Annotated in this window: 26 protein-coding genes; 7 read left to right on the plus strand and 19 right to left on the minus strand. The window is 71.9% G+C overall.

What is annotated here, in order from left to right; genetic code table 11:
• Positions 1-34: 34 nt before the first annotated feature.
• Complete coding sequence (locus tag AB0P07_RS32890) at positions 35-676, minus strand: TetR family transcriptional regulator (protein WP_365557106.1); 642 nt, start codon at positions 674-676, stop codon at positions 35-37.
• Between the two features lie 9 nt (positions 677-685).
• Complete coding sequence (locus AB0P07_RS32895) at positions 686-1,042, minus strand: hypothetical protein (protein ID WP_365557109.1); 357 nt, start codon at positions 1,040-1,042, stop codon at positions 686-688.
• Between the two features lie 139 nt (positions 1,043-1,181).
• Here AB0P07_RS32895 and AB0P07_RS32900 point away from each other — a divergent pair, with 139 nt between their 5' ends.
• Positions 1,182-1,937 carry an HAD family hydrolase gene (locus AB0P07_RS32900; protein ID WP_365557113.1) on the plus strand — a complete coding sequence of 252 codons (756 nt, stop codon included), beginning with the start codon at positions 1,182-1,184 and terminating at the stop codon, positions 1,935-1,937.
• Positions 1,938-1,945: 8 nt separating this feature from the next.
• Here the strand turns inward: AB0P07_RS32900 and AB0P07_RS32905 are convergent, their stop codons facing one another.
• Positions 1,946-2,725, minus strand: coding sequence for an HAD family hydrolase (locus AB0P07_RS32905; protein ID WP_365557116.1), 780 nt, complete (start codon positions 2,723-2,725; stop codon positions 1,946-1,948).
• The gene (locus AB0P07_RS32910; RefSeq protein ID WP_365557119.1) at positions 2,725-3,603 is read right to left on the minus strand and encodes a winged helix-turn-helix domain-containing protein; all 879 of its coding nucleotides are present in this window, start codon (positions 3,601-3,603) and stop codon (positions 2,725-2,727) included. Before AB0P07_RS32910 ends, AB0P07_RS32905 begins: the two co-directional genes overlap by 1 nt.
• A 154-nt stretch (positions 3,604-3,757) precedes the next feature.
• Here AB0P07_RS32910 and AB0P07_RS32915 point away from each other — a divergent pair, with 154 nt between their 5' ends.
• Positions 3,758-3,946 carry a hypothetical protein gene (locus AB0P07_RS32915; protein WP_365557122.1) on the plus strand — a complete coding sequence of 63 codons (189 nt, stop codon included), beginning with the start codon at positions 3,758-3,760 and terminating at the stop codon, positions 3,944-3,946.
• A 191-nt stretch (positions 3,947-4,137) separates the two neighbouring features.
• On the plus strand, positions 4,138-4,323 hold the full coding sequence (locus AB0P07_RS32920) for a hypothetical protein (RefSeq protein WP_365557124.1): 186 nt from the start codon (positions 4,138-4,140) through the stop codon (positions 4,321-4,323).
• A gap of 155 nt (positions 4,324-4,478) precedes the next feature.
• On the opposite strand, the gene AB0P07_RS32925 is transcribed toward AB0P07_RS32920, so the two are convergent.
• The 3 genes from AB0P07_RS32925 to AB0P07_RS32935 form a co-directional block, all read right to left on the minus strand.
• Positions 4,479-5,735, minus strand: coding sequence for a GNAT family N-acetyltransferase (locus AB0P07_RS32925; RefSeq protein ID WP_365557127.1), 1,257 nt, complete (start codon positions 5,733-5,735; stop codon positions 4,479-4,481).
• A 61-nt stretch (positions 5,736-5,796) separates the two neighbouring features.
• Positions 5,797-6,864 (minus strand): asparaginase, encoded by a 1,068-nt coding sequence (locus tag AB0P07_RS32930; RefSeq protein ID WP_365557130.1) that lies wholly within the window; start codon positions 6,862-6,864, stop codon positions 5,797-5,799.
• An 89-nt stretch (positions 6,865-6,953) separates the two neighbouring features.
• Positions 6,954-7,619, minus strand: coding sequence for an aerial mycelium formation protein (locus AB0P07_RS32935; protein WP_365557132.1), 666 nt, complete (start codon positions 7,617-7,619; stop codon positions 6,954-6,956).
• A 177-nt stretch (positions 7,620-7,796) separates the two neighbouring features.
• On the opposite strand from AB0P07_RS32935, the gene dtd reads away from it, so the two are divergent.
• Entirely contained in the window at positions 7,797-8,222 is a 426-nt protein-coding gene (gene dtd, locus AB0P07_RS32940; RefSeq protein WP_250759874.1) for a D-aminoacyl-tRNA deacylase, read from the plus strand.
• A gap of 10 nt (positions 8,223-8,232) precedes the next feature.
• Here dtd and AB0P07_RS32945 read toward each other — a convergent pair whose 3' ends face one another.
• The 5 genes from AB0P07_RS32945 to AB0P07_RS32965 all read right to left on the minus strand — a co-directional run bounded on the left by AB0P07_RS32945 (position 8,233) and on the right by AB0P07_RS32965 (position 11,537).
• Positions 8,233-9,198 carry a folate-binding protein gene (locus AB0P07_RS32945; RefSeq protein WP_365557136.1) on the minus strand — a complete coding sequence of 322 codons (966 nt, stop codon included), beginning with the start codon at positions 9,196-9,198 and terminating at the stop codon, positions 8,233-8,235.
• A gap of 20 nt (positions 9,199-9,218) precedes the next feature.
• Complete coding sequence (locus AB0P07_RS32950) at positions 9,219-9,656, minus strand: transcriptional repressor (RefSeq protein ID WP_365557139.1); 438 nt, start codon at positions 9,654-9,656, stop codon at positions 9,219-9,221.
• Positions 9,657-9,671: 15 nt separating this feature from the next.
• Positions 9,672-10,247 carry an FABP family protein gene (locus AB0P07_RS32955; protein ID WP_102929145.1) on the minus strand — a complete coding sequence of 192 codons (576 nt, stop codon included), beginning with the start codon at positions 10,245-10,247 and terminating at the stop codon, positions 9,672-9,674.
• A gap of 172 nt (positions 10,248-10,419) precedes the next feature.
• Positions 10,420-10,713 carry a DUF397 domain-containing protein gene (locus tag AB0P07_RS32960; protein WP_365557141.1) on the minus strand — a complete coding sequence of 98 codons (294 nt, stop codon included), beginning with the start codon at positions 10,711-10,713 and terminating at the stop codon, positions 10,420-10,422.
• Complete coding sequence (locus AB0P07_RS32965; RefSeq protein WP_365557144.1) at positions 10,695-11,537, minus strand: helix-turn-helix transcriptional regulator; 843 nt, start codon at positions 11,535-11,537, stop codon at positions 10,695-10,697. The genes AB0P07_RS32960 and AB0P07_RS32965 overlap by 19 nt, the downstream gene beginning before the upstream one ends.
• Positions 11,538-11,709: 172 nt before the next feature.
• Here AB0P07_RS32965 and AB0P07_RS32970 point away from each other — a divergent pair, with 172 nt between their 5' ends.
• Genes AB0P07_RS32970 through AB0P07_RS32980 form a run of 3 tightly spaced genes read left to right on the plus strand, consistent with a single transcriptional unit; the run spans position 11,710 to position 12,753 of the window.
• Positions 11,710-12,114, plus strand: a complete 405-nt coding sequence (locus tag AB0P07_RS32970; protein ID WP_365557147.1) for a hypothetical protein — start codon at positions 11,710-11,712, stop codon at positions 12,112-12,114.
• Positions 12,111-12,362: a hypothetical protein gene (locus tag AB0P07_RS32975; protein WP_365557150.1), complete on the plus strand. Its 252-nt coding sequence runs from the start codon at positions 12,111-12,113 to the stop codon at positions 12,360-12,362. The genes AB0P07_RS32970 and AB0P07_RS32975 overlap by 4 nt, the downstream gene beginning before the upstream one ends.
• A 28-nt stretch (positions 12,363-12,390) precedes the next feature.
• Positions 12,391-12,753: a DsrE family protein gene (locus tag AB0P07_RS32980; RefSeq protein WP_003974797.1), complete on the plus strand. Its 363-nt coding sequence runs from the start codon at positions 12,391-12,393 to the stop codon at positions 12,751-12,753.
• Positions 12,754-12,845: 92 nt separating this feature from the next.
• Here the strand turns inward: AB0P07_RS32980 and AB0P07_RS32985 are convergent, their stop codons facing one another.
• From AB0P07_RS32985 to AB0P07_RS33015, 7 genes are all read right to left on the minus strand, one after another.
• Positions 12,846-13,652: a hypothetical protein gene (locus AB0P07_RS32985; RefSeq protein WP_365557252.1), complete on the minus strand. Its 807-nt coding sequence runs from the start codon at positions 13,650-13,652 to the stop codon at positions 12,846-12,848.
• 53 nt (positions 13,653-13,705) lie between these two features.
• Entirely contained in the window at positions 13,706-14,668 is a 963-nt protein-coding gene (locus AB0P07_RS32990) for a hypothetical protein (RefSeq protein WP_365557153.1), read from the minus strand.
• Complete coding sequence (locus tag AB0P07_RS32995) at positions 14,665-15,435, minus strand: hypothetical protein (protein WP_365557156.1); 771 nt, start codon at positions 15,433-15,435, stop codon at positions 14,665-14,667. Before AB0P07_RS32995 ends, AB0P07_RS32990 begins: the two co-directional genes overlap by 4 nt.
• Before the next feature lie 258 nt (positions 15,436-15,693).
• Positions 15,694-16,080 carry a VOC family protein gene (locus AB0P07_RS33000; protein ID WP_365557159.1) on the minus strand — a complete coding sequence of 129 codons (387 nt, stop codon included), beginning with the start codon at positions 16,078-16,080 and terminating at the stop codon, positions 15,694-15,696.
• Between the two features lie 40 nt (positions 16,081-16,120).
• Positions 16,121-16,381 (minus strand): DUF3099 domain-containing protein, encoded by a 261-nt coding sequence (locus tag AB0P07_RS33005; RefSeq protein WP_365557162.1) that lies wholly within the window; start codon positions 16,379-16,381, stop codon positions 16,121-16,123.
• 123 nt (positions 16,382-16,504) lie between these two features.
• Positions 16,505-16,792 carry a DUF1416 domain-containing protein gene (locus AB0P07_RS33010; protein WP_003974805.1) on the minus strand — a complete coding sequence of 96 codons (288 nt, stop codon included), beginning with the start codon at positions 16,790-16,792 and terminating at the stop codon, positions 16,505-16,507.
• A 55-nt stretch (positions 16,793-16,847) separates the two neighbouring features.
• A complete protein-coding gene (locus tag AB0P07_RS33015; RefSeq protein ID WP_365557166.1) occupies positions 16,848-17,693 on the minus strand; it encodes a sulfurtransferase in 846 nt (281 codons plus the stop codon).
• Between the last annotated feature and the right edge of the window lie 426 nt (positions 17,694-18,119).

The following is an 18,119-nucleotide window of genomic DNA, read 5'->3' on the forward strand; positions in this document are numbered from 1 at the left end:
GGAATGACGTTACTCGGTTAAATTTTTTACCTCGTTACTTGGCCTTGCCGCCCCGCGCCGTGGTGAACCCGGGCAGTCCGGCCGCCAGCCCCGCGAACGCCCGCTCCGCCGCCGCCACCGCGTCCGCCCGCACGTCCTCCACCCGTTCCCCGTCGGCGATCCGCCGCCAGTTGTCCAGCGCGAGGACACGCTGTACGGCGATGATCTGCCCGGCGGCCAGCCTGGCCGCCAGGTCGCCGCCGAGCACCTCGGCGAGCGCGGCCTCGGACCGCTCCAGCTGCGTGTGCATCCGGGCGACCAGGGCAGGGGTGCCGTAGAGCAGCCGGTGGAAGGCGAGTACGGCGGGGTGGTCGTTGAGCCCGGTCACCGGGTCGCACCGCTCCAGCCCGGCCAGGAAGTGCCGGCGCAGCGCGTCGAGCGGCGCCGGTGCGCCGCGCGCCACCCGGGCCGCCTCGTCCTCGTGGTCGGCGATCCGGTGCAGGACGAGGTCCTCCTTGGCCGGGAAGTACCGGAAGAGCGTCGGCTTGGAGACCTCGGCCGCGGCGGCCACCTCCGCAACGGACACCGCGTCGAAGCCCTTCTCCAGGAAGAGTTCGACGGCGGTGTCCGAGAGCGTCTGGAACATCCGCTGCTTCTTGCGCTCGCGCAGGCCGGGGGCGGGGACGGGGGCGTTCATGGGCCGAGCCTAGAGGGTGCCCGGCAGGTGCCCCTCCTCCGTGTGCGCGCGGCCCCACCGCACCAGGGCGGTGCCGATCTCGGCGGGGCCGGGCACCGAATCGAGCCCGAGGGGCAGGACCGCGGCGGACAGGATGCCGTGCAGACGGACCGCCGCGAGCGCGACCCGGGGGCCGGGCGAGCCCGCGGCGCGCCCCAGCGAGACGGCCTCCCGGACGACGTCGGTGAAGACCGACTGGGCCCGCTTGTATCCGAGGATCAGGTCCAGGTCGTGCCGCCAGCCGTGCGTACCGCCGGGGCGGGCCGCCTCGACCGCGCGCCGCCAGCCCTCCGTCACCTGACGGCGCTGCCAGGCCGGGTAGCGCATCAGGTGCAGATGGGTGGCCGGTTCGTACTCTGTGCTCCGCTCAACCTGGAGGAGCCGGTGCGGTGACAGGGTGCGTCACCCTGCTCCGAAGTTCCGTGTCGTGATGACCCGTTCGCGCCCGGTGCGGGAGACTGCCGCGGTGACCGACACCGACCTCGGCCGGGGGACCTTCGACGACCCGGCCGCGCCACTGCGCGCGTTCGGGTCTGCCCGTGCGGTGCTGTTCGACTTCGACGGTCCCGTCTGCGATCTGTTCGCGGGTTCCACCACGGCGAAGGTGGCGGATCGGATCAAGCGGACGGCCCGGCGGTACTGGGGACCGCTCGACCCCGCGGTCGAGAAGTGCGACGACTCCCACGGCGTCCTCCCTCCCCTCAGGGACATGTACGAGCGATCCGTCCCCAGGCCCAGCGCCCTCCCGCTGGAACGCGCCGAGGCCGCCGTCACCGCCCTGGAGCGACGGGCCGTGCGCACCGCGCTCCCCACACCGCACCTGCACGTCCTGGTGGGCCTGCTGCTCGACCACGGCAAGCGCCTGGCCCTGGTCAGCAACAACGCGGAAGGGCCGATCAGGGAGTACCTCGCCGGTCTCGGACTGGCGCCGAAGTTCGACGGGGTCTTCGGCCGGTCACCCGACGACGCCCGGCTCATGAAGCCGCATCCGGACTGCGTGCACCGGGCCGTGCGCCACCTGGCCCTGCCCGCCTCCGACTGCCTGCTCGTCGGTGACCAGCTCACCGACCTCGAGGCCGCCCGGTCGGCCGGGACCGGCTTCCTCGGACTCACCCACCACCCGGGGCGCGCGCTGCGGATGGCGCAGGGCGGCGCGGACGCGGTGCTGGCCTCGTACCTCCCCGTCCTGCGGGCCGCCGACGCGTTGCCGCTTCCCGATTGACATCCGCTTCAGCGGCCTCGGCACTCCCAGAGCAGCCGCAGGACCGGCTCCAAAGAGTGCACGACCGTTTGCGCCCCCGCCTCTTCCAGGATCTTCGTCTTGCGCTCGTTGTGGCCGTACCCCAGGAAGGGCACGCCGGCCCGCTGTGCGGCGGCCAGATCGGATGCGGAATCGCCGACCATCAGGGCGTCCGCGGGCGCGGCGCCCGTCGCGCCGAGGGCGCGGTTGAGGCAGTGGGGGTCCGGCTTGAGCAGGTGCGGGTCCCGGGTGCGGCCGTAGAGGTGCGGGGCGAAGCAGCCCAGCAGGTCCCGGGTCGCCAGGTACTCGCTCACCACGCGGGGCGAGTTGTTGGTGGTGACCGCGAGACCGACGCCGAGCGCGGACCAGGTGCGGATCAGGGCGTCCGCGTACGCGGTCGGCCACGCGGTGGGCACGGCGCGCAGTTCCTCCCGGGTCAGCCGTTCCTCGAACTCGGCGACCAGGTCGCTCTGGCAGTGCCTGCGATTGACCGCATCCAGCAGGACGTACGGGTCGGGACGGGCCCGCTCCTCCTGGGTCAGCAGTTCCCCGAGTCCCTGTGTCTCCATCCAGTCCAAGAGTTCGCCCGCCACCCGGGCGGCCGAGTAGCCCGCGAACAGTCTGCAGAGGGGGCCGTCGAAGTCCCACAGGACGACCCGGGCGCCCAGGACCAGGTCCCGCAGGCCCTCGGGCCTCTCCTGCTCGGACTGCTCGCGCCGTTCGTCCCGCTCGCTCACCGGCGCCGTCTTCTGCTCCGTATGGGAAGTCACTAGGAGAGTGTCAGGTCCGTGGTGATGGTTTCCCAGAGCGCGTCGAACCACTTCTGTGACTCCTCCACGAACACCGCGTCCCGGCGACCGGCCCGCTTCACGAACGAGAACAGCAGCGACTCGGAGCCGAGCGCGTCGTACATCTCCAGGGTCCGGTTCTCGTACTCCTCCTCGCGCCGGGTCACCGTGTAGTAGCCGTGGAGGGCCTCCTCGCCGTTGAGCAGGTACAGCTTCATCGGCGGGGTGAACGGCAGAGCGCGGAAGGCGATGCGCACGTCGATGCGGTGGGTGGAGCCGGCGGAGCGCAGGTTGTGCCGGAGGACGTGGGCCTGCGCGTTACGCATCTCGAGCCAGCGCCGGTGTACCGGATCGTCCTGCTCGTCCTCGACCAGGACGGGGAAGGCCAGTGCGATGTCCCGCGCCGGAAGCATGATCCGGAATTCGATCGTCTCCGGATGCAGCCGTCCCTCCTGGATCAGGCGCAGCGGTTCACTGAGCGCGAGCCCCAACGTCTCTGAGGTGTGACTCACGACGTCGACCCGCACGTGGGGCGCCGAGAACGCCTCGGCCAGGCGGGGCCCCAGAGCCTGCATCGCCTGCTGCGGCAGATCACCCCGGGCAGGTTCGGGCTCGGCGATGCGGGGCGGGCTGCCCTTGCTGACGTTGGTGAGCAGCCCGTCCTCCTGGAGTGCGCGCAGGGCCTGGCGGACGGTGCCGCGCTCCACGCCGAACTCCTCGGCCAGCTCCGCCTGGGTGGGCAGGCGGTCGCCGGCCTTGAGGTCTCCCCCGCGGATCCGCTCCCGCAAGGCCTCGGCGATCTCCTGGGACGAGAGCCTTCTGCTGCCGTTCACGGACACGTTCTCCTGAGTCACGACCAAACGTTACAACTTCGACCTACCTACAGGGAGTTGTTTGAAACTTGTTTATAGATAGCAGCCAAGTGGGGACAACATAACAGAAGTTGGTTGCCAACTTCGCGCGGTTGGCGGAAGCTCGGCCTCCCGCACGTCCTGAAAAGGGGGGAAACGACCCATGCCCGTCCTCGCCCTGGTCTCCGCCGTCCTCGTCCTCGCCTTCGAGCAGCTCGTCCAGTGGAAGTACGGCGCCACCGGCATCGTCGGCCTGCTCCTGCTCACCGTGGGCATCAAGGCCAAGAGCCCCTCCGTCAGTTCCGTCGGCGCGGTGCTGCTGGTCCTCCTGGTCGCGGGGCCCGCACTGTGAGACCCGGGGCGGTCGGCAGGGTCGGTCACGCCGCCCCGCGCACCACAACTTCTCGCCATCTTCGGACTGCCCGCTGAAAGATGGTTACGAGTCATTCCAAGCGGAGATAAGTAGAACTAAGTTGGTAGCCAACTTGAGCAACGTGGTCGAGCCTCACGGGGGTTGGCCACCACGGTGACAGGGGGTCCACCATGCCGCTCATCGCCATCGCCGTCGCGGCTCTGGCCATCGGGTTCGAGCAGCTCGTGCAGTGGAAGTACGGACCGATGGGCCTCATCGCGTTCGTCGCGCTGTCCGTCGGCATCAAGGCGAAGAACACCACGATCAGCGGTGTGGGCGCGGTGATCCTCGTCATGCTGCTCGCCCAGTCCGGCTGAACCGACGCACCGCCGGCCGGGCCCCCTTCCGGAGGGGAGCCGGGAGCCCGGCCGGCGGCGGGCACCACGCACAACAACCACAACTGAAGAGCACGCAGAAGTGCACGCGCTACGGACGCGCACGCGTCCACCGCCACTGGCGGAAGGGGGTCGCCTCAGAACATGTCCGGGCACCAAGGCCGCCCGGACGTACGCAGCAGGGCGTCGACCACACGGGCGGCGCCCGCTCGTTCTTCCCGCACCCGGCCGAGCGCGGCCAGCCGTACGGCCGACTCGTCGCCGAGCCAGAGCGCCGCCAGGTCGCCGACGTCGAGCACGACATGGGCGCTCTCGGTGGTCGGCGCGCAGGACGCCCCGTCCGGCCCCGCCTCCAGCCGCCACCGCCCGCCGGTGAGCCCTCCCCGGTCCACCACCTCGAGCACCACCGCTCCCTGCCCGTCGTACGTCCGCGCCTCGAGCGCCGCCGCGACGTCCAGGATCCGCACCCACAGCCAGTCGGCCTGCGTGGTGATGCGGGCCGCGCGCGGGTCCGGCAGGAGGAGCGGGAGAAGGTCGTCCGGAGAACGCCAGCCGCTCTTCACCGTCTGGACCCAGTCGATCGAGCACAGGTAGTGCCACAGCGCGCGCTCGGCGGCCGGGGTCACGCCGATCAGCCACTCGACGGTCGCCGTGTTCAGCGGCTGCTTCGCGTCGCCCCAGTGGTCGTCGGTCCGGTACGAGGCCAGCCCCTCGACCTCGCCGTCCGCCGAGCGGTACATGACGTGACAGGGCTCCGTCCAGGGCGTGCCGTTCACGTTCACCACGCCGGTCCGGGACTGCCACCACAGCTCGGTGCGGCTGACCGCGCCCGGCTGGGCCCGGCGCAGCCGCTCGTGCAGCTCGGGACCCAGCTTGCGGACGTCCTCGCCGTCCACGAGGTCGATCCGTCCGCCGTCCTCCGGGGCGGCCCAGCGGCGGTCCAGACCGGCGCGGGGCACGTCGACCGTCCACTCGGTCATGGTGGTGGCGGGACCGAAGCCGTACCGGCCGTAGATCGGGTACTCCGCCGCGATCAGCGTCGCGACGACGTCCCCGCGCTCCTTCGCCGCGGCCAGGTCCTGCGCCATCATCCGGGTGAGCAGTCCGCGGCGGCGGTGGGTCGCGGTGACGGTGACGTTGGAGATCGCGTCGGCCTGGACCGGACGGCCCCCGACGGCCGTCAGCTCCTGGTCGAAGGAGCGGAAGGTCGCCACGCACCGGTCGCCGTCGAAGGCGCCGAGCGACCGGCCGGGCACGAACTGCCGTCGCCGGGCCTCCAGTTGTTCCGCGGCCACCAGGGGCGGCTGCAGGAACCCGGTGTTCAGGGCCCGGTTCCAGTCGGGGAACTCGTCGTCGGTGACGGGGTGTACGTCGATCTCGGTGCGGGGGCTCATGCGCTCACCGTAGAGCGCCGTCCCCGCCCGCGTCGCGGGGATTACCCGAGGCCCCGGGGCCTCAGAACGCCGCCCGGATCTCCCCCACCTCGCGGCCGCCGCCCAGCAGCGGCGTCCGGCCGATGCGATCGACGACCGGGCCTGCCACCCCGAGCAGCGTCAGGGCGCGGGCCAGGACCGGGCCGAGCGCCCGGGTGGCACCGTCCTCGACCTTGAAGGCGAGGGCGCGGCCGTCCGGCAGGGCCACCGCCTGGACGGCCTCGGCGCCCATCTTGGAGAGGGTGCCGGGCACCTCGCGCATCAGCCAGGTGTCCGCGCGGCGGCTGCCGGCGACGTACTCGGGGTGGGCGCGCATCGCGTCGGCGACCCTGCGCTCGGCCGAACCGGGCTCGGCGGCGACGAAGGACCGGAAGGCGCGGGCCAGGCCGACCAGGCTGATCGCCATCAGCGGCGCCCCGCACCCGTCCGTGCCGACGGACGCCACCGGCTCGCCCGCCGCGTCCTCCACCACCCGGTGGATGGTCCGCTGGAGCGGGTGGTCCGGGTCGAGGTAGGTCTCCAGCGGCCAGCCCCGCTGCGCGCAGACCGCCAGCATCGCGGTGTGCTTGCCGGAGCAGTTCATGGTGACGCGGTCGGGCACGGCGCCCGACGCCAGGTACGTGTCCCGCTCCTCGGCGTCCAGCGGCAGGTCGGGCGGGCACTGGAGCAGCGCCGGGTCCAGGCCGTACTCGTCCAGCATCGTGCGGACCAGGTCGCGGTGAAACGGTTCTCCGGAGTGGCTGGCGGCGGCCAGCGCCAGCCGCTCACCGGCGAGGTCGAGGCCGGCCCGCAGGACGCCGGCCGCCTGCATCGGCTTGTTGGAGGAGCGCGGGAAGACCGGCGCCGTCACGTCCCCCAGGGCCAGCTCCACGGCCCCGTCGGCGCCCAGCACCACCAGACTGCCCCGGTGCCGCCCCTCGACGAAGCCGGACCGGACGACCTCGGCGAGAACGGGCGGCACGACGGGCGAGAGCGCGGACGTGGGCGCGGACCGGTCCGTCGGCGACGGCAGGTCCGCGGGCGACGACTGGCCCTCGTACGAGGGCTGAGACGGCTGAGACGGCTGCGGCTGGGGCTGGGGCGCGGGCATCGGCGGTGGCCTTCCGAACGGGCGACCCCCCACTGCGACGGCCCGGGATCACCGGGTCCCGGAGGCGGCGCGGATGGCCGCCCCCCGTGTCACACCAGCAGGTCGTCTACGTGTGCTTCCCCTTCACGGTACCGGCGGGCGATCTCCGCGCTGCAGCCGTCCGCCGTGCGCTGGAGCCGTTGCCGGTTCCCAGAGACCTGCTGCTCGTAGCGCACGAGCCGCCCCATCCCGGCGGTCAGCTCGCCGTCGGTGCGGGCCGTCAGGTCGGACAGCTCCACCTCGCCGAGCATCTCCGCGGCCAGCCGCCGGCACTCCTCGCTGCGCGGGGTGGCCAGCGTCACGTGGCGGGCGGAGGAACGCTGCCGGGCCGGTGCGTCGGCCAGGATCTCCGAGAGCCGCTCGACCACGGACCCGGTCGCCGCGGTGGTGACCACGGCCGACGACGTCGTCGACCCGCGCTCCGCCAGCTCCGCGCGCAGGATGTCGATACGCCCCTGCAGCAGCCGCCGTACGTAGCTGAGGTCGGCCTCCTCGCGCTGGGCGTCCCGGCGCAGCGTGCGCAGCTCCGGCAGGCTCAGCGCGGTCAGGTCCCGTTCCGGGGGATCCTTCGGCAGCTCCGGACTGTCCGTGCGCTGCACGGGCGCCCTGGGCGCCTCCAGACCGGCCGGTCCGCCCGGCCCGCCGGGACCACCCGCCCCGCCGGGACATGTCAACGCTGCAGTCCCGAACGACCGCCCCGTACTCGGTGTGCTCATGTGCCTCAACCGTCCCCTCGCCCGGCGTCTGGGAGCATCGTGCCACTCCAAGTGGCCACTATGTGACCGAGTGCCCCCGATCGGCCCCGATCGGCCCCAGATGGGGGGTTCGCCGGGATAGGAAACCCCTACGGTCCCGCCCGTCCACACCCTGGGGGCGCACGGCATCATTGCGGGATGCGTGCAGTGGTGCAGAGGGTGGACGGCGCGAGCGTCGTCGTGGACGGCGAGACGGTGGGCGCGATCGACGGCGAGGGCCTGTGCGTCCTGGTCGGGGTCACCCACGAGGACACCAAGGAGAAGGCGGCACAGCTGGCCCGCAAGCTCTGGTCGGTACGGATCCTGCACGACGAGAAGTCCTGCAGCGACCTGGACGCCCCGCTCCTGGTCATCAGCCAGTTCACCCTTTACGGCGACGCCCGCAAGGGCCGCCGCCCCACCTGGAACGCCGCCGCCCCCGGCGACGTCGCCGAGCCGCTGGTCGACGAGGTCGTCGCGCACCTGCGCGCGCTGGGCGCGACCGTGGCGACGGGCCGGTTCGGCGCGCAGATGCGGGTGTCCCTGACGAACGACGGCCCGTTCACGGTCCTCGTGGAGGTCTGAGCCCCGTCTCTCAGGGCTCGACGACGGTCTCCTGCGCGGCCGCGGTCTCCTCGGCCGTCAGCCGGGCGTCGACCGGCACGTTCCGCTTCACCAGGGCGAGCGCGACCGGGCCCAGCTCGTGGTGGCGCACGGCCGTGGTGACGAAGCCGATCTTCCGGCCGTCGCCCCCCTCGTCCGCGAGCCGGATCTCCGCCCCGTTCGGCGGCAGGTGGACCTCGCTGCCGTCCAGGTGCAGGAAGACCAGCCGGCGCGGCGGCTTGCCGAGGTTCTGCACCCGGGCGACGGTCTCCTGGCCGCGGTAGCAGCCCTTCTGCAGGTGCACGGCCGTGCCGATCCAGCCCAGCTCGTGCGGGATGGTCCGGTGGTCGGTCTCGAAGCCGAGGCGCGGCCGGTGCTGCTCGACGCGCAGCGCCTCGTGGGCGAGGATCCCGGCCGCGGGCCCGGCCTGGGCGGCGAAGCTCTCCAGCTCCTCCCGCGGCAGGAAGAGGTCACGCCCGTACGGCGTCTCGCGGACCACGGCGGAGGCCGGGGCCTGGGCGATCGACCCGGCCGGCAGGTGCACGACGGCGGTGTCGGCGGTGCGGTCGGCGACCTCGACCCGGTAGAAGAACTTCATCGACTCCAGGTAGGCGATCAGCGCCTCCTGGGTGCCGGGCTCGACGTGGGCCCAGACGGTCGTGCCGTCGTCGACGAGGTACAGGGCGTGTTCGATGTGGCCGTTCGCGGAGAGGATCAGCGCCTCGGTGGCCTGGCCGGTGGGCAGGTCGCTGACGTGCTGGGTGAGCAGCAGGTGCAGCCAGCTCAGCCGGTCCTCGCCGGTGACGGTGACCACACCGCGGTGGGAGAGGTCGACGAAGCCGGTGCCGTCGGCGAGGGCACGCTGCTCGCGGAACAGGTCGCCGTAGTGGGCGGCGACGCCTTCGTCCACACCCTCGGCGGGAACGGCGCCGGGCAGGGACAGCAGAGGGCTCTTCATACGCCCAGCCTACGACTCGCTTACGAGTCGGTAGTTGAACCCTTCAGGGAACAGCTCTCGCACCGGCCGAAGATCGCGAAGTGCTTCAGGTCCGTGTCGAAGCCGAACTGCTCGCGCAGCTTGGCGGTGAAGTCGGCGGCCACCGACAGATCGGCCTCGATCACGTTGGTGCAGTCCCGGCAGACCAGGTGGATGTGGTGGTGCCGGTCGGCCAGGTGGTAGGTGGGAGCGCCGTGCCCCAGGTGGGCGTGGCTGACCAGCCCCAGCTCCTCCAGCAGCTCCAGCGTGCGGTACACGGTGGAGATGTTGACCCCGGAGGCGGTCTTGCGCACCTGGCCGAGGATGTCGTCCGGGGTCGCGTGCTCCAGGGTGTCCACGGCTTCGAGCACCAGCTGCCGCTGCGGGGTCAGCCGGTAGCCACGCTGTCTGAGGTCGCTCTTCCAGTCGGTGCTCACCACACCACGAGTCTAGGACTACTTGAAGAAAGCGATCCCGTCGTCCGGCATGTCGTCCGGCAGGGCCTTGGCCCAGCGCTCGACGTCCTCCGGGGTGACGACCTTCTTCAGGTGCGCCGACATGTAGGGGCGCAGCTCGACCTCGGGGGTCTGCTTCTCGCCGACCCACATCAGGTCGCTCTTGACGTAGCCGTACAGCCGCTTGCCGCCGGTGTAGGGCTGCGAGGCCGCCGTGCGGGCCACCGCGTCCGTGACCAGGTCGATCTGGGGCTTCTGGTCGGCCATCTCGCCGTACCAGATCTCGATGACGCCGTCGTCGCGGGTCATCGTCACCTCGACCTTGCGGTTCGCGTCGATGCGCCAGAAGCCGTGCTCGGACTCCAGCGGGCGGACCTTGTTGCCGTCGTTGTCCAGCACCCAGGTGTGCGACTGGTACTCCAGGAAGTCCCGGCCGTCGTGGGTGAAGGAGACCTCCTGGCCGAAGTTGCACTTCTCGGCACCGGGGAAGTCGTGCACGCCCGCGCCCGCCCAGTCACCGAGGAGGAAGGCGAGGGGGACGAGGTCCTTGTGCAGGTCGGACGGGATCTCGATCATGAGGGGTCTTACTTCCTGGCGTCGGTGATCAGCGCTGGCCCTGGTACAGCTTCTTCACGGTCAGACCGGCGAAGGCGAGGACGCCGACGCAGACCAGGACCAGCAGGGCTTCGAAGAAGATCTCCACGGGGTGCTCCTTGAGCGGGGGGCATACGACAGGGCCGGCCCCAGCTTACGCGGCCCGCCCCGGCTCTTCTCGCCGGACTCCGTCCAGGAAGGCGGCCCACGCGGGAGCTGCGAAGAGGAGGGCTCCGCGGGCGGGGTCCTTGCTGTCGCGGACCGGGACGAGGGAGGGGAGGTTGGGGGCGACCTCGACGCACTGACCGCCGTCCTGGTTGCTGTAGCTGCTCTTGCGCCAGTCGGCGGCGTGGAGGAGGTCGTCGGAGACCTCGACGCACTCGCCGCCGCTCGCGTTGCTGTAGCTGCTCTTACGCCACGAGACGGCGCTCAGATCGATGGCTCGCACGGCGCTTCCTCCAACGTCCGCAGGATGAACTCGCGCGACTCGGCCGGTGACAGGGCCAAGTCCCGCATCGCATCGTACCTACGTTGCAGCAGCTCAACTGAGGCGTTTTCCTCCACGAGTTCACCGCGCAGGTCGTTCTCGGTATAGGCGACCACGCGGCCACTCGGCAGCCGCAGGAACATCACGGTGGTATTCGTCAGCCCGTGCCGCCCCGCGCTGAAAGGCAGCACCTGGAGCGTGATGCTCGCGCGCTCAGCCATCTCCGCCAAGTGGGTCAACTGCTCTCGCCATGCCCCCATGTCGCGCAGCCAAGTGCGCAGCACCGCCTCAGAGAGAATGGCGCGAAACGACGGTGGGGCCTCCCCCTCCAAGAGCTGCCGGCGACCGAGACGCGCCTCAACCTGCTGGTCCAGTTCAGAGCCCTGGAGCCAGCCCGCGGCAAGCGCCTCGCGCGCATATCCGGCGGTCTGCAACAGGCCCGGCGGCGTGCTCACCGCGTAGTGCCACAGGCTGATCGCCTCGGCCTCCAGGATCATGTACCGCCGGTACTGCTCCCGGAACTGCGTCGGATCGGCCACCGCCAGCTCCCACAGCGTGAGCAGCATGCCGCCCGTGCCGTAGTACTGGTCCAGCGCCTCCACGATCTCCGGGCCGCCCAGCGTGTGGCCGTTCTCCATCTTTCCGAACTGGGACGCGTCCCACCCCACCGCCTCCGCCATGCCCCGCAGGGACACGCCCCGGGCCTGCCGGAGCAGCCGCAGCTCCTCCGCGAACCGTGCCCTCGGCTCCTGACTGCGACCCGTGATCGCCCTCCGCTGCGGCACCGCACCCCTCCCTGCTGTGGAATGTGTGGAATTTGGAGCGCCCGTTGTGGCACTAGCGGCCGTTCCGGGCTTGGCGACCCCCGCCGTGGGTCATGCTCGTAACTGCCCACCACTACGCAGAGTAGGGCAACTGTCGCATTCCGTACAGACGTTGACGTAAGGGAGCGGACCCGTGAGAACAGAACCGGCCACCTATGAGCCCGGCACCGTGCTCTACGACACCGCCGCCGCGAAGGTCGGTGAGTACCGGGGCCGCAGCGGGGCGCGGGTGATGCTCCGGCCGCTCGGCGGCGGGCGGGAGTGGGAGGCGGAGCCGGCCGCGCTGCGCCCTGCCACCGACCGCGAGCGCCTCGGGGCGAGCCTGCGCGCCGCGAACGCCCGCACGCTCGCCGCGCCCCCGGCCCCCGGGACGGGCGTCGGCGCCCCCCACCGGCCGCCCGCGCCGGTGCCGGGCTGCGAGGCCTGCTCCTGGCTGGCCGACCGGCGGGAGACCGCACGCGCGGCGTTCGACCACAGCGCGGTGACGGACGCGAACGTCCTGCTGCGCCAGCACCAGCGCAAGGAGCACGAGGGATGACGTACGACGGCGGGCTGCCCTACGAGGAGTGCCGGCGGGCGCAGCGGCTCTCGCCCCGGCGGGACCGGGCTGCCCTCTCCCCCGGCTTCACGATGCCGCCGTTCCATCCGGGCCACCCGCCCCGGCCCGCGCCGAAGCACAAGGCCCCGCCCCGGCGGCGCACCCGGCTGGACGGCGCCACGGTCAGCGGCCTGCTGACCGTCCTGTGTGTCGCGACGCTGCTGGTGACGATCACCTTCGCCCTCTGACGCCGCCCGCGCGGGCTACGCTTCCGGCATGGCGAAGAAGCTCGTGATCAAGGTGACGGCGGGGGCCGACGCCCCGGAGCGCTGCTCGCAGGCGTTCACCGTGGCGGCGGTGGCCGTGGCCAGTGGGGTGGACGTGTCGCTGTGGCTGACCGGTGAGTCCGCGTGGTTCGCGGTGCCGGGGCGCGCGGCCGAGTTCGAGCTGCCGCACGCCGCGCCGCTGCCCGACCTGCTCGACTCCCTCCTGGCGGGCGGCCGGGTCACGCTCTGCACCCAGTGCGCGGCCCGGCGCGACCTCACCGAGAAGGACGTCATCGAGGGCGTGCGCATCGCGGGCGCGCAGGTCTTCGTGCAGGAGGCGCTGGCCGACGACACGCAGGCCCTCGTCTACTGACCCCCTGAAAAGCGCGAGCACTCGACGGAGAACTGTCCTCGGGACACTCAGCTGAGCACCCCGAGGACAGCACGGGCGAAATGCTCACGGTCTCAGAGGAGCAGCCGGGTCTGCAGTGCCACGGTCTGCTGGAACGGCACCTCGTCTGCCCCACCTGCGCGGCTCTGCAACACCACCGCCAGCACGTCGCCCGCGCCGAGGTACGCCTCGCGGACCTGTTCACCGCCGTAGGGCTCGGACTCGGCATAGACGGAGGTGAGCACGTCATCGGACTCGGCGGCCTCCGGGAAGTCCTCGTCGGGCTCCACGGTTTCCGTGCCTCGCACGGCGTAGCCCGGCCCGTCGTACGGGGCGAGCTGCATGGTGTGCAGGTCGTCCACGACGGCCGCTGTGCCGAACTGGAGCAGGTAGATCCGCGTGTGCGTCCCGTCAGGGGTGGTCCAGCCACGGGCGGCGATGTGGCGCAGCCCCGCGTCGACGACCTTGTACCGCAGCTCGTCACGGTCGGACTCCTCCTCGTACTCCGCGAGGAAGGTCTCCGTCTTCAGCCAACCGTCCGTGCCGCGCAGCCCCCGGTCCGCCGTCGCTCCCTCGGGCGCGGGCAGGAGCAGGGCGCGCAGGTCGGCGTAGTGGGCACCGGCCGTGTTTCCCTCGGCGAACGGACCCGGGCTGCCCGTCGGCAGGGGTGCCGCGGTGAGGACCGGGTACGCCCAGCGCCCGTCCGACGCGGTCGCGAGTCCGGGCACGTCCGACCGGTCCATCCGCGTGATGCCGTACGCCGCGGCCGACCCGACAGCCGCGAAGACGGCGACCGCCGCGGTCCAGCGCAGCGCTGCGCGCAGGACGCGGCGGTCCTTGCCCGACGGGTCCGGGGCGACGGGCCGCGGGGCGTCCGGCAGGGGCGACGGCGCAGGCGCAGGCGTGACGGGTGCCGACGGGGCGATCTGCTCGGTCACACGGACTCCCCGGGTTCGACGATGCGGTCCAACTGGTCCTTCAACAGCGCGGCGACGCCCTCGGCGTCGAACGGCTGCAGTCCCTCCGCGGTGGCGGTGACCGTGATGTCCGCCGAGGAGGCGGAGCAGAACATCGCGGCGAGATCCTCGTCGTCACCGGAATCGGAGGGCGTGCGGTAACACTCGGCGTCCTTGTGGCCCTCTATCTCGGGGCCGTCGCGCAAGACGTCCAGGGCGTCCAGGAACGTGTTCCGGCCCTTCGCCGCGGCACGGGCGGCGGCCGGGTCCTCCATGCGGGCCAGAATGACGGTCATGGTGGCCGCGCCCGCCACGCGGTCGGCGTTCTCACCCGTGAAGGCGTAGCTGCGGATCGCCATCTCCTTGATGGGCTTGCGGTCGATCTCCTTCTCCAGCTGCTTGCGCTCGGTTCGAGGCAGCCCGGCCAGCGACTCCTTGAGCAGGGCGGCCGTCCGGTCGCCGCTCAGCACGGCGTCGGAGCCGAACTCCCCCAGGTCGGGGCCGCGCGACCAGTTGCCGGGCCGGTACGGCACGAGGGACCAGGCCAGGCTGCCGGGCTCGGCCGCCCTCGCCGGACGGTCCCCGGCGGGTTCGGGGTGCGCCCAGGAGGGGGCGCCCGGATCCCGGTCGGCGTGCGCGACGGCCACGGCGGTGCACGCGACGGCTCCGACGAGGGCGCCGGTCAGCAGGACTGCCCCGGTGGCGACGGCGATCCGGCGACGGCTGCGCCGTGCGGGGGCGGAAGGGGCTGGTCCGGCGACAGGTTCCGTGGCCTGCGCGTCCACGGCGTCCACCGTGTCTGCTGCCTCCGCTGCCTCTGCCGCGTCTGCCGCGTCTGCCGCGTCTGCCGCGTCTGCCGCGCCCACAGCAGCGGACGTGGCGGCGGTCGTACCGGAGGAGGCGTCGGTCGTGGGCGGGGCGTCGTCGTGGTTCTCGTTCACAGCCGCTCCATCTGCCGCTCGGCCAGACTCATGATCGTCTTCTTCTCGATCCGCTTGGCCCCGCTCACCCAGATCTCCACGGCGATGTCACCCCGCCGGGCGTGCGCTTGCGCCGTGTAGGGATACGGCGAGGCCCCGGGGCCGGAGCGGGGCTGTTCGTCGATGAACACCCGGCCGTCTCCCGTGCCCGGGATCGTCCAGTCGTCGGCGCCTTCCCCACCCGCGAAGCGCTGGCCGCTCGCATTGGCCCCGGCGGCGCCGCGGACCTCTTCCTGCCGGTACTGGAGCAGCCGGATTTCCACGGAGTACGCTCCCTCGACCTCCCAGCCGGTGACGGCGGCCCGGCGGAACTCGCTGCGCAGCAGGTGCTCGAACGCACGCTGCGGATTCTTGAAGGTCCCGGCGTAGCCCACCAGGTCCATCCAGCCGTCGGAGCTTTCCAGCCAGTCGACCTCCTCCGCCTCGCGAGGCTTCTTCAGCAGCAGATCGCGGAGGTCGCCCTCGGTGCGCACCTGGCGGTCCTGGTCGGCGGAGAGCGGCTTCGGTGCCTTCCCCGTGCCTCGCGCGAGCGCGGACTGCGACAGCGGCGGCAGCTTCACCGGCTCCCGGCCCGCCTGCACGAGCACCCCGGTGCAGGCGCCGGCGACCAGCCCCAACGCCGCTGCGGCCGTGATGAGCAAGGCCGTACGCCCGCGCCGTCGGTGTCGTCCGGCCTCCTCGGCGAGTACGGCCGAATCGCCGGTCGGCGACGCGGGTTCGTCCGGCACCACGGGCCCGTCCGCCGGCTCGCGGCCCTCCGCTTCCGTCGCGGGCCTCTCCGGTGTCGTCGGCGCGGCAGGCGCCGCGGGTCTTGCCGGTTCCTCTTCCATGACGTCCCCCCACAGAACGTGAAGCGCGCGTTCCGTATGCGCGCACTCAGGAGACACACAGCCGGGCGCCGGGGTTGTAGCGATCTTGATGACGATCCGGCCACGGCGAAAGGAGGAGTCCGTGACAGAGCGACGCTCGTCCCATGAGCGGCTGAGCTACGGGGCCGTCCGCGTCCACAGGCAGAAGGGGTGACCGGACGGATCGAGCAGCACGCGTACGTCGTCCTGGGGCTGGTACTCGGCGAGCCGGGCGCCCTCGGCCACGGCCCGCGCGGTCTCCGCCGCCAGGTCGTCGACCTCGATGTCGAGGTGCAGCATCATCTGCTGGTCGCCCGGATGCCGGGTCGGCCAAACGGGCGGCACGTACGCGGGTTCCGTCTCGAAGGCCAGGGACGTGCCGCCGGTGCCGGGCGGCGGGCCGATGAGCACCCAGTGCGGTTCCTCGGCGCGTATCACGTAGCCCAGCAGCCGCAGGTAGAAACCGGCGAGTTCGCGGGCGTCGTGCGCGTCCAGCACGACGGTGGACAGCTTCGCCGGAGACATGCCCGCCATCATGCCCGGGGACCGGCTCCCGACACGGGGGTCAGCGCGGGCGCTTCCTGCCGTCCAGTTCGTCCCACCACTCGTCGGACTGGGCGTCGCCCGACGGGTCGTCCCACCAGCGGTCGTCCGGGCCGCGCCGGTTGGCGACCATCGCGGCCACCGGCGGGATGAGCATCGCGAACACGCACAGGCCCACGGCCGCCGGGACGGACCAGATGCGCACGACTCCCCAGGCCAGGACGAAGAGCACGATGCAGGTGCCCATCATGGCGAAGTAGACGTGCCGCCGCCGCGCGTACATGTCTCCAGCGTAGGCCTCACACGCCCGGCATGCCGGAGGGGCCGCACCCCAGGCGTCCAACCCGGTGGGTGCGGCCCCTCGGCCGTCGCGCGCCGTACCTGCCGTGCGCGCCGTTGCCTGCCGTCAGACGGCGATCGCGACCTCCGCGAGGCCGCCCTGCTGGGCGACGACCGTGCGGTCGGCGGTGCCGCCCGGGATCAGCGCGCGGACGGTCCAGGTGCCCTCGGCCGCGTAGAAGCGGAACTGGCCCGTCGCGGAGGTCGGGACCTCCGCCGTGAACTCGCCGGTGGCGTCCAGCAGACGGACGTAGCCCGTCACCGGCTCGCCGTCGCGGGTCACCTGACCCTGGATCGTGGTCTCACCGGGCTTGATCGTCGAGGCGTCGGGGCCGCCGGCCTTCGCTCCGCACATGTCGTTACTCCTGAGGTGTGTTGGGAAAGGTCGGCGGGTGCCGTACCCGTGTCGCTTACTTCGCGGCGCCGAGCTCGATCGGCACGCCGACGAGGGAGCCGTACTCGGTCCAGGAGCCGTCGTAGTTCTTGACGTTCTCCACACCGAGCAGCTCGTGCAGGACGAACCAGGTCAGGGCCGAGCGCTCACCGATGCGGCAGTAGGCGATGGTGTCCTTCGCCAGGTCGACCTGCTCGTCGGTGTAGAGCTGCTTGAGCTCGTCGTCCGACTTGAAGGTGCCGTCGTCGTTGGCGTTCTTCGACCACGGGATGTTGCGGGCGGACGGGACGTGGCCCGGACGCTGCGACTGCTCCTGCGGGAGGTGGGCCGGGGCGAGCAGCTTGCCGGAGAACTCGTCGGGCGAGCGGACGTCGACCAGGTTCTGCGTGCCGATCGCCTGGACCACGTCGTCGCGGAAGGCGCGGATCGCGGTGTTCTGCGGCTTGGCCTTGTAGTCGGTGGCGGCACGCTGGGGCACCTCGTCGCCGGCGACCAGCTCGCGGGCGTCCAGCTCCCACTTCTTGCGGCCGCCGTCGAGGAGCTTGACGGCGTCGTGGCCGTACAGCTTGAAGTACCAGTAGGCGTAGGACGCGAACCAGTTGTTGTTGCCGCCGTAGAGGACCACGGTGTGGTCGTTGGAGATGCCCTTCTTCGACAGGAGCTTCTCGAAGCCCTCCTGGTCGACGAAGTCGCGGCGGACCGGGTCCTGGAGGTCCTGGGTCCAGTCGATCCGGATCGCGTTCTTGATGTGGTTCTTCTCGTAGGCGGACGTGTCCTCGTCCACCTCGACGATCGCGATGGTCGGGTCGTCCAGGTGGTCCTGCAGCCAGTCGGCGTCGACCAGGACGTCGCTGCGGCTCATGTTTTCTCCTCCGGGGCAGTTGGCGGCGGGGCGTGCGATGAGAGGGTGCGCGCGCTCTGGCCGTGCGGCGGCGCGCGGGTGCTCCGGGGCAGGCCGGGGCGGGGGATGAGGGGCACACGGACGGCGACGTCGCCGTCCGCCTCAGAAGGTGCGACAGAGCATGGCGGCAACGCGGCACAGGTCCACTGCCCGCCGCTTGGTGAGATCCGCCTGTTGCTTCATAGGTCCCGATCGTAAGGATTGAGGGCGGGCCGTGTCACCGACGTGTCGCATGATGAGACGGGATCGTCCGTTATGCGGGATGGCGTCTTGCGTCGGGCCGCCCCGGAGGGCTGCGGGGGTCGGCGCGGGTGGCCTCGCATCTGCGGTACGGACAGCGCCGTCTCGCCAGTCGGACGGCGATGCCGCCGGTCCGCCAGTTCCCGA

This window comes from Streptomyces sp. NPDC085944 (assembly GCF_040686295.1).
Taxonomy (GTDB): Bacteria; Actinomycetota; Actinomycetes; order Streptomycetales; family Streptomycetaceae; genus Streptomyces; species Streptomyces salinarius.

Excerpts from the sequence above, each read along its gene's own strand:
- AB0P07_RS32890 (WP_365557106.1), bottom strand. The coding sequence starts at position 676 with ATGAACGCCCCCGTCCCCGCCCCCGGCCTGCGCGAGCGCAAGAAGCAG.
- AB0P07_RS32895 (WP_365557109.1), bottom strand. The coding sequence starts at position 1,042 with ATGCGCTACCCGGCCTGGCAGCGCCGTCAGGTGACGGAGGGCTGGCGG.
- AB0P07_RS32915 (WP_365557122.1), top strand. The coding sequence starts at position 3,758 with ATGCCCGTCCTCGCCCTGGTCTCCGCCGTCCTCGTCCTCGCCTTCGAG.
- AB0P07_RS32920 (WP_365557124.1), top strand. The coding sequence starts at position 4,138 with ATGCCGCTCATCGCCATCGCCGTCGCGGCTCTGGCCATCGGGTTCGAG.
- AB0P07_RS32925 (WP_365557127.1), bottom strand. The coding sequence starts at position 5,735 with ATGAGCCCCCGCACCGAGATCGACGTACACCCCGTCACCGACGACGAG.
- AB0P07_RS32930 (WP_365557130.1), bottom strand. The coding sequence starts at position 6,864 with ATGCCCGCGCCCCAGCCCCAGCCGCAGCCGTCTCAGCCGTCTCAGCCC.
- AB0P07_RS32935 (WP_365557132.1), bottom strand. The coding sequence starts at position 7,619 with ATGAGCACACCGAGTACGGGGCGGTCGTTCGGGACTGCAGCGTTGACA.
- dtd (WP_250759874.1), top strand. The coding sequence starts at position 7,797 with ATGCGTGCAGTGGTGCAGAGGGTGGACGGCGCGAGCGTCGTCGTGGAC.
- AB0P07_RS32945 (WP_365557136.1), bottom strand. The coding sequence starts at position 9,198 with ATGAAGAGCCCTCTGCTGTCCCTGCCCGGCGCCGTTCCCGCCGAGGGT.
- AB0P07_RS32955 (WP_102929145.1), bottom strand. The coding sequence starts at position 10,247 with ATGATCGAGATCCCGTCCGACCTGCACAAGGACCTCGTCCCCCTCGCC.
- AB0P07_RS32975 (WP_365557150.1), top strand. The coding sequence starts at position 12,111 with ATGACGTACGACGGCGGGCTGCCCTACGAGGAGTGCCGGCGGGCGCAG.
- AB0P07_RS32980 (WP_003974797.1), top strand. The coding sequence starts at position 12,391 with ATGGCGAAGAAGCTCGTGATCAAGGTGACGGCGGGGGCCGACGCCCCG.
- AB0P07_RS33000 (WP_365557159.1), bottom strand. The coding sequence starts at position 16,080 with ATGTCTCCGGCGAAGCTGTCCACCGTCGTGCTGGACGCGCACGACGCC.
- AB0P07_RS33005 (WP_365557162.1), bottom strand. The coding sequence starts at position 16,381 with ATGTACGCGCGGCGGCGGCACGTCTACTTCGCCATGATGGGCACCTGC.
- AB0P07_RS33010 (WP_003974805.1), bottom strand. The coding sequence starts at position 16,792 with ATGTGCGGAGCGAAGGCCGGCGGCCCCGACGCCTCGACGATCAAGCCC.
- AB0P07_RS33015 (WP_365557166.1), bottom strand. The coding sequence starts at position 17,693 with ATGAGCCGCAGCGACGTCCTGGTCGACGCCGACTGGCTGCAGGACCAC.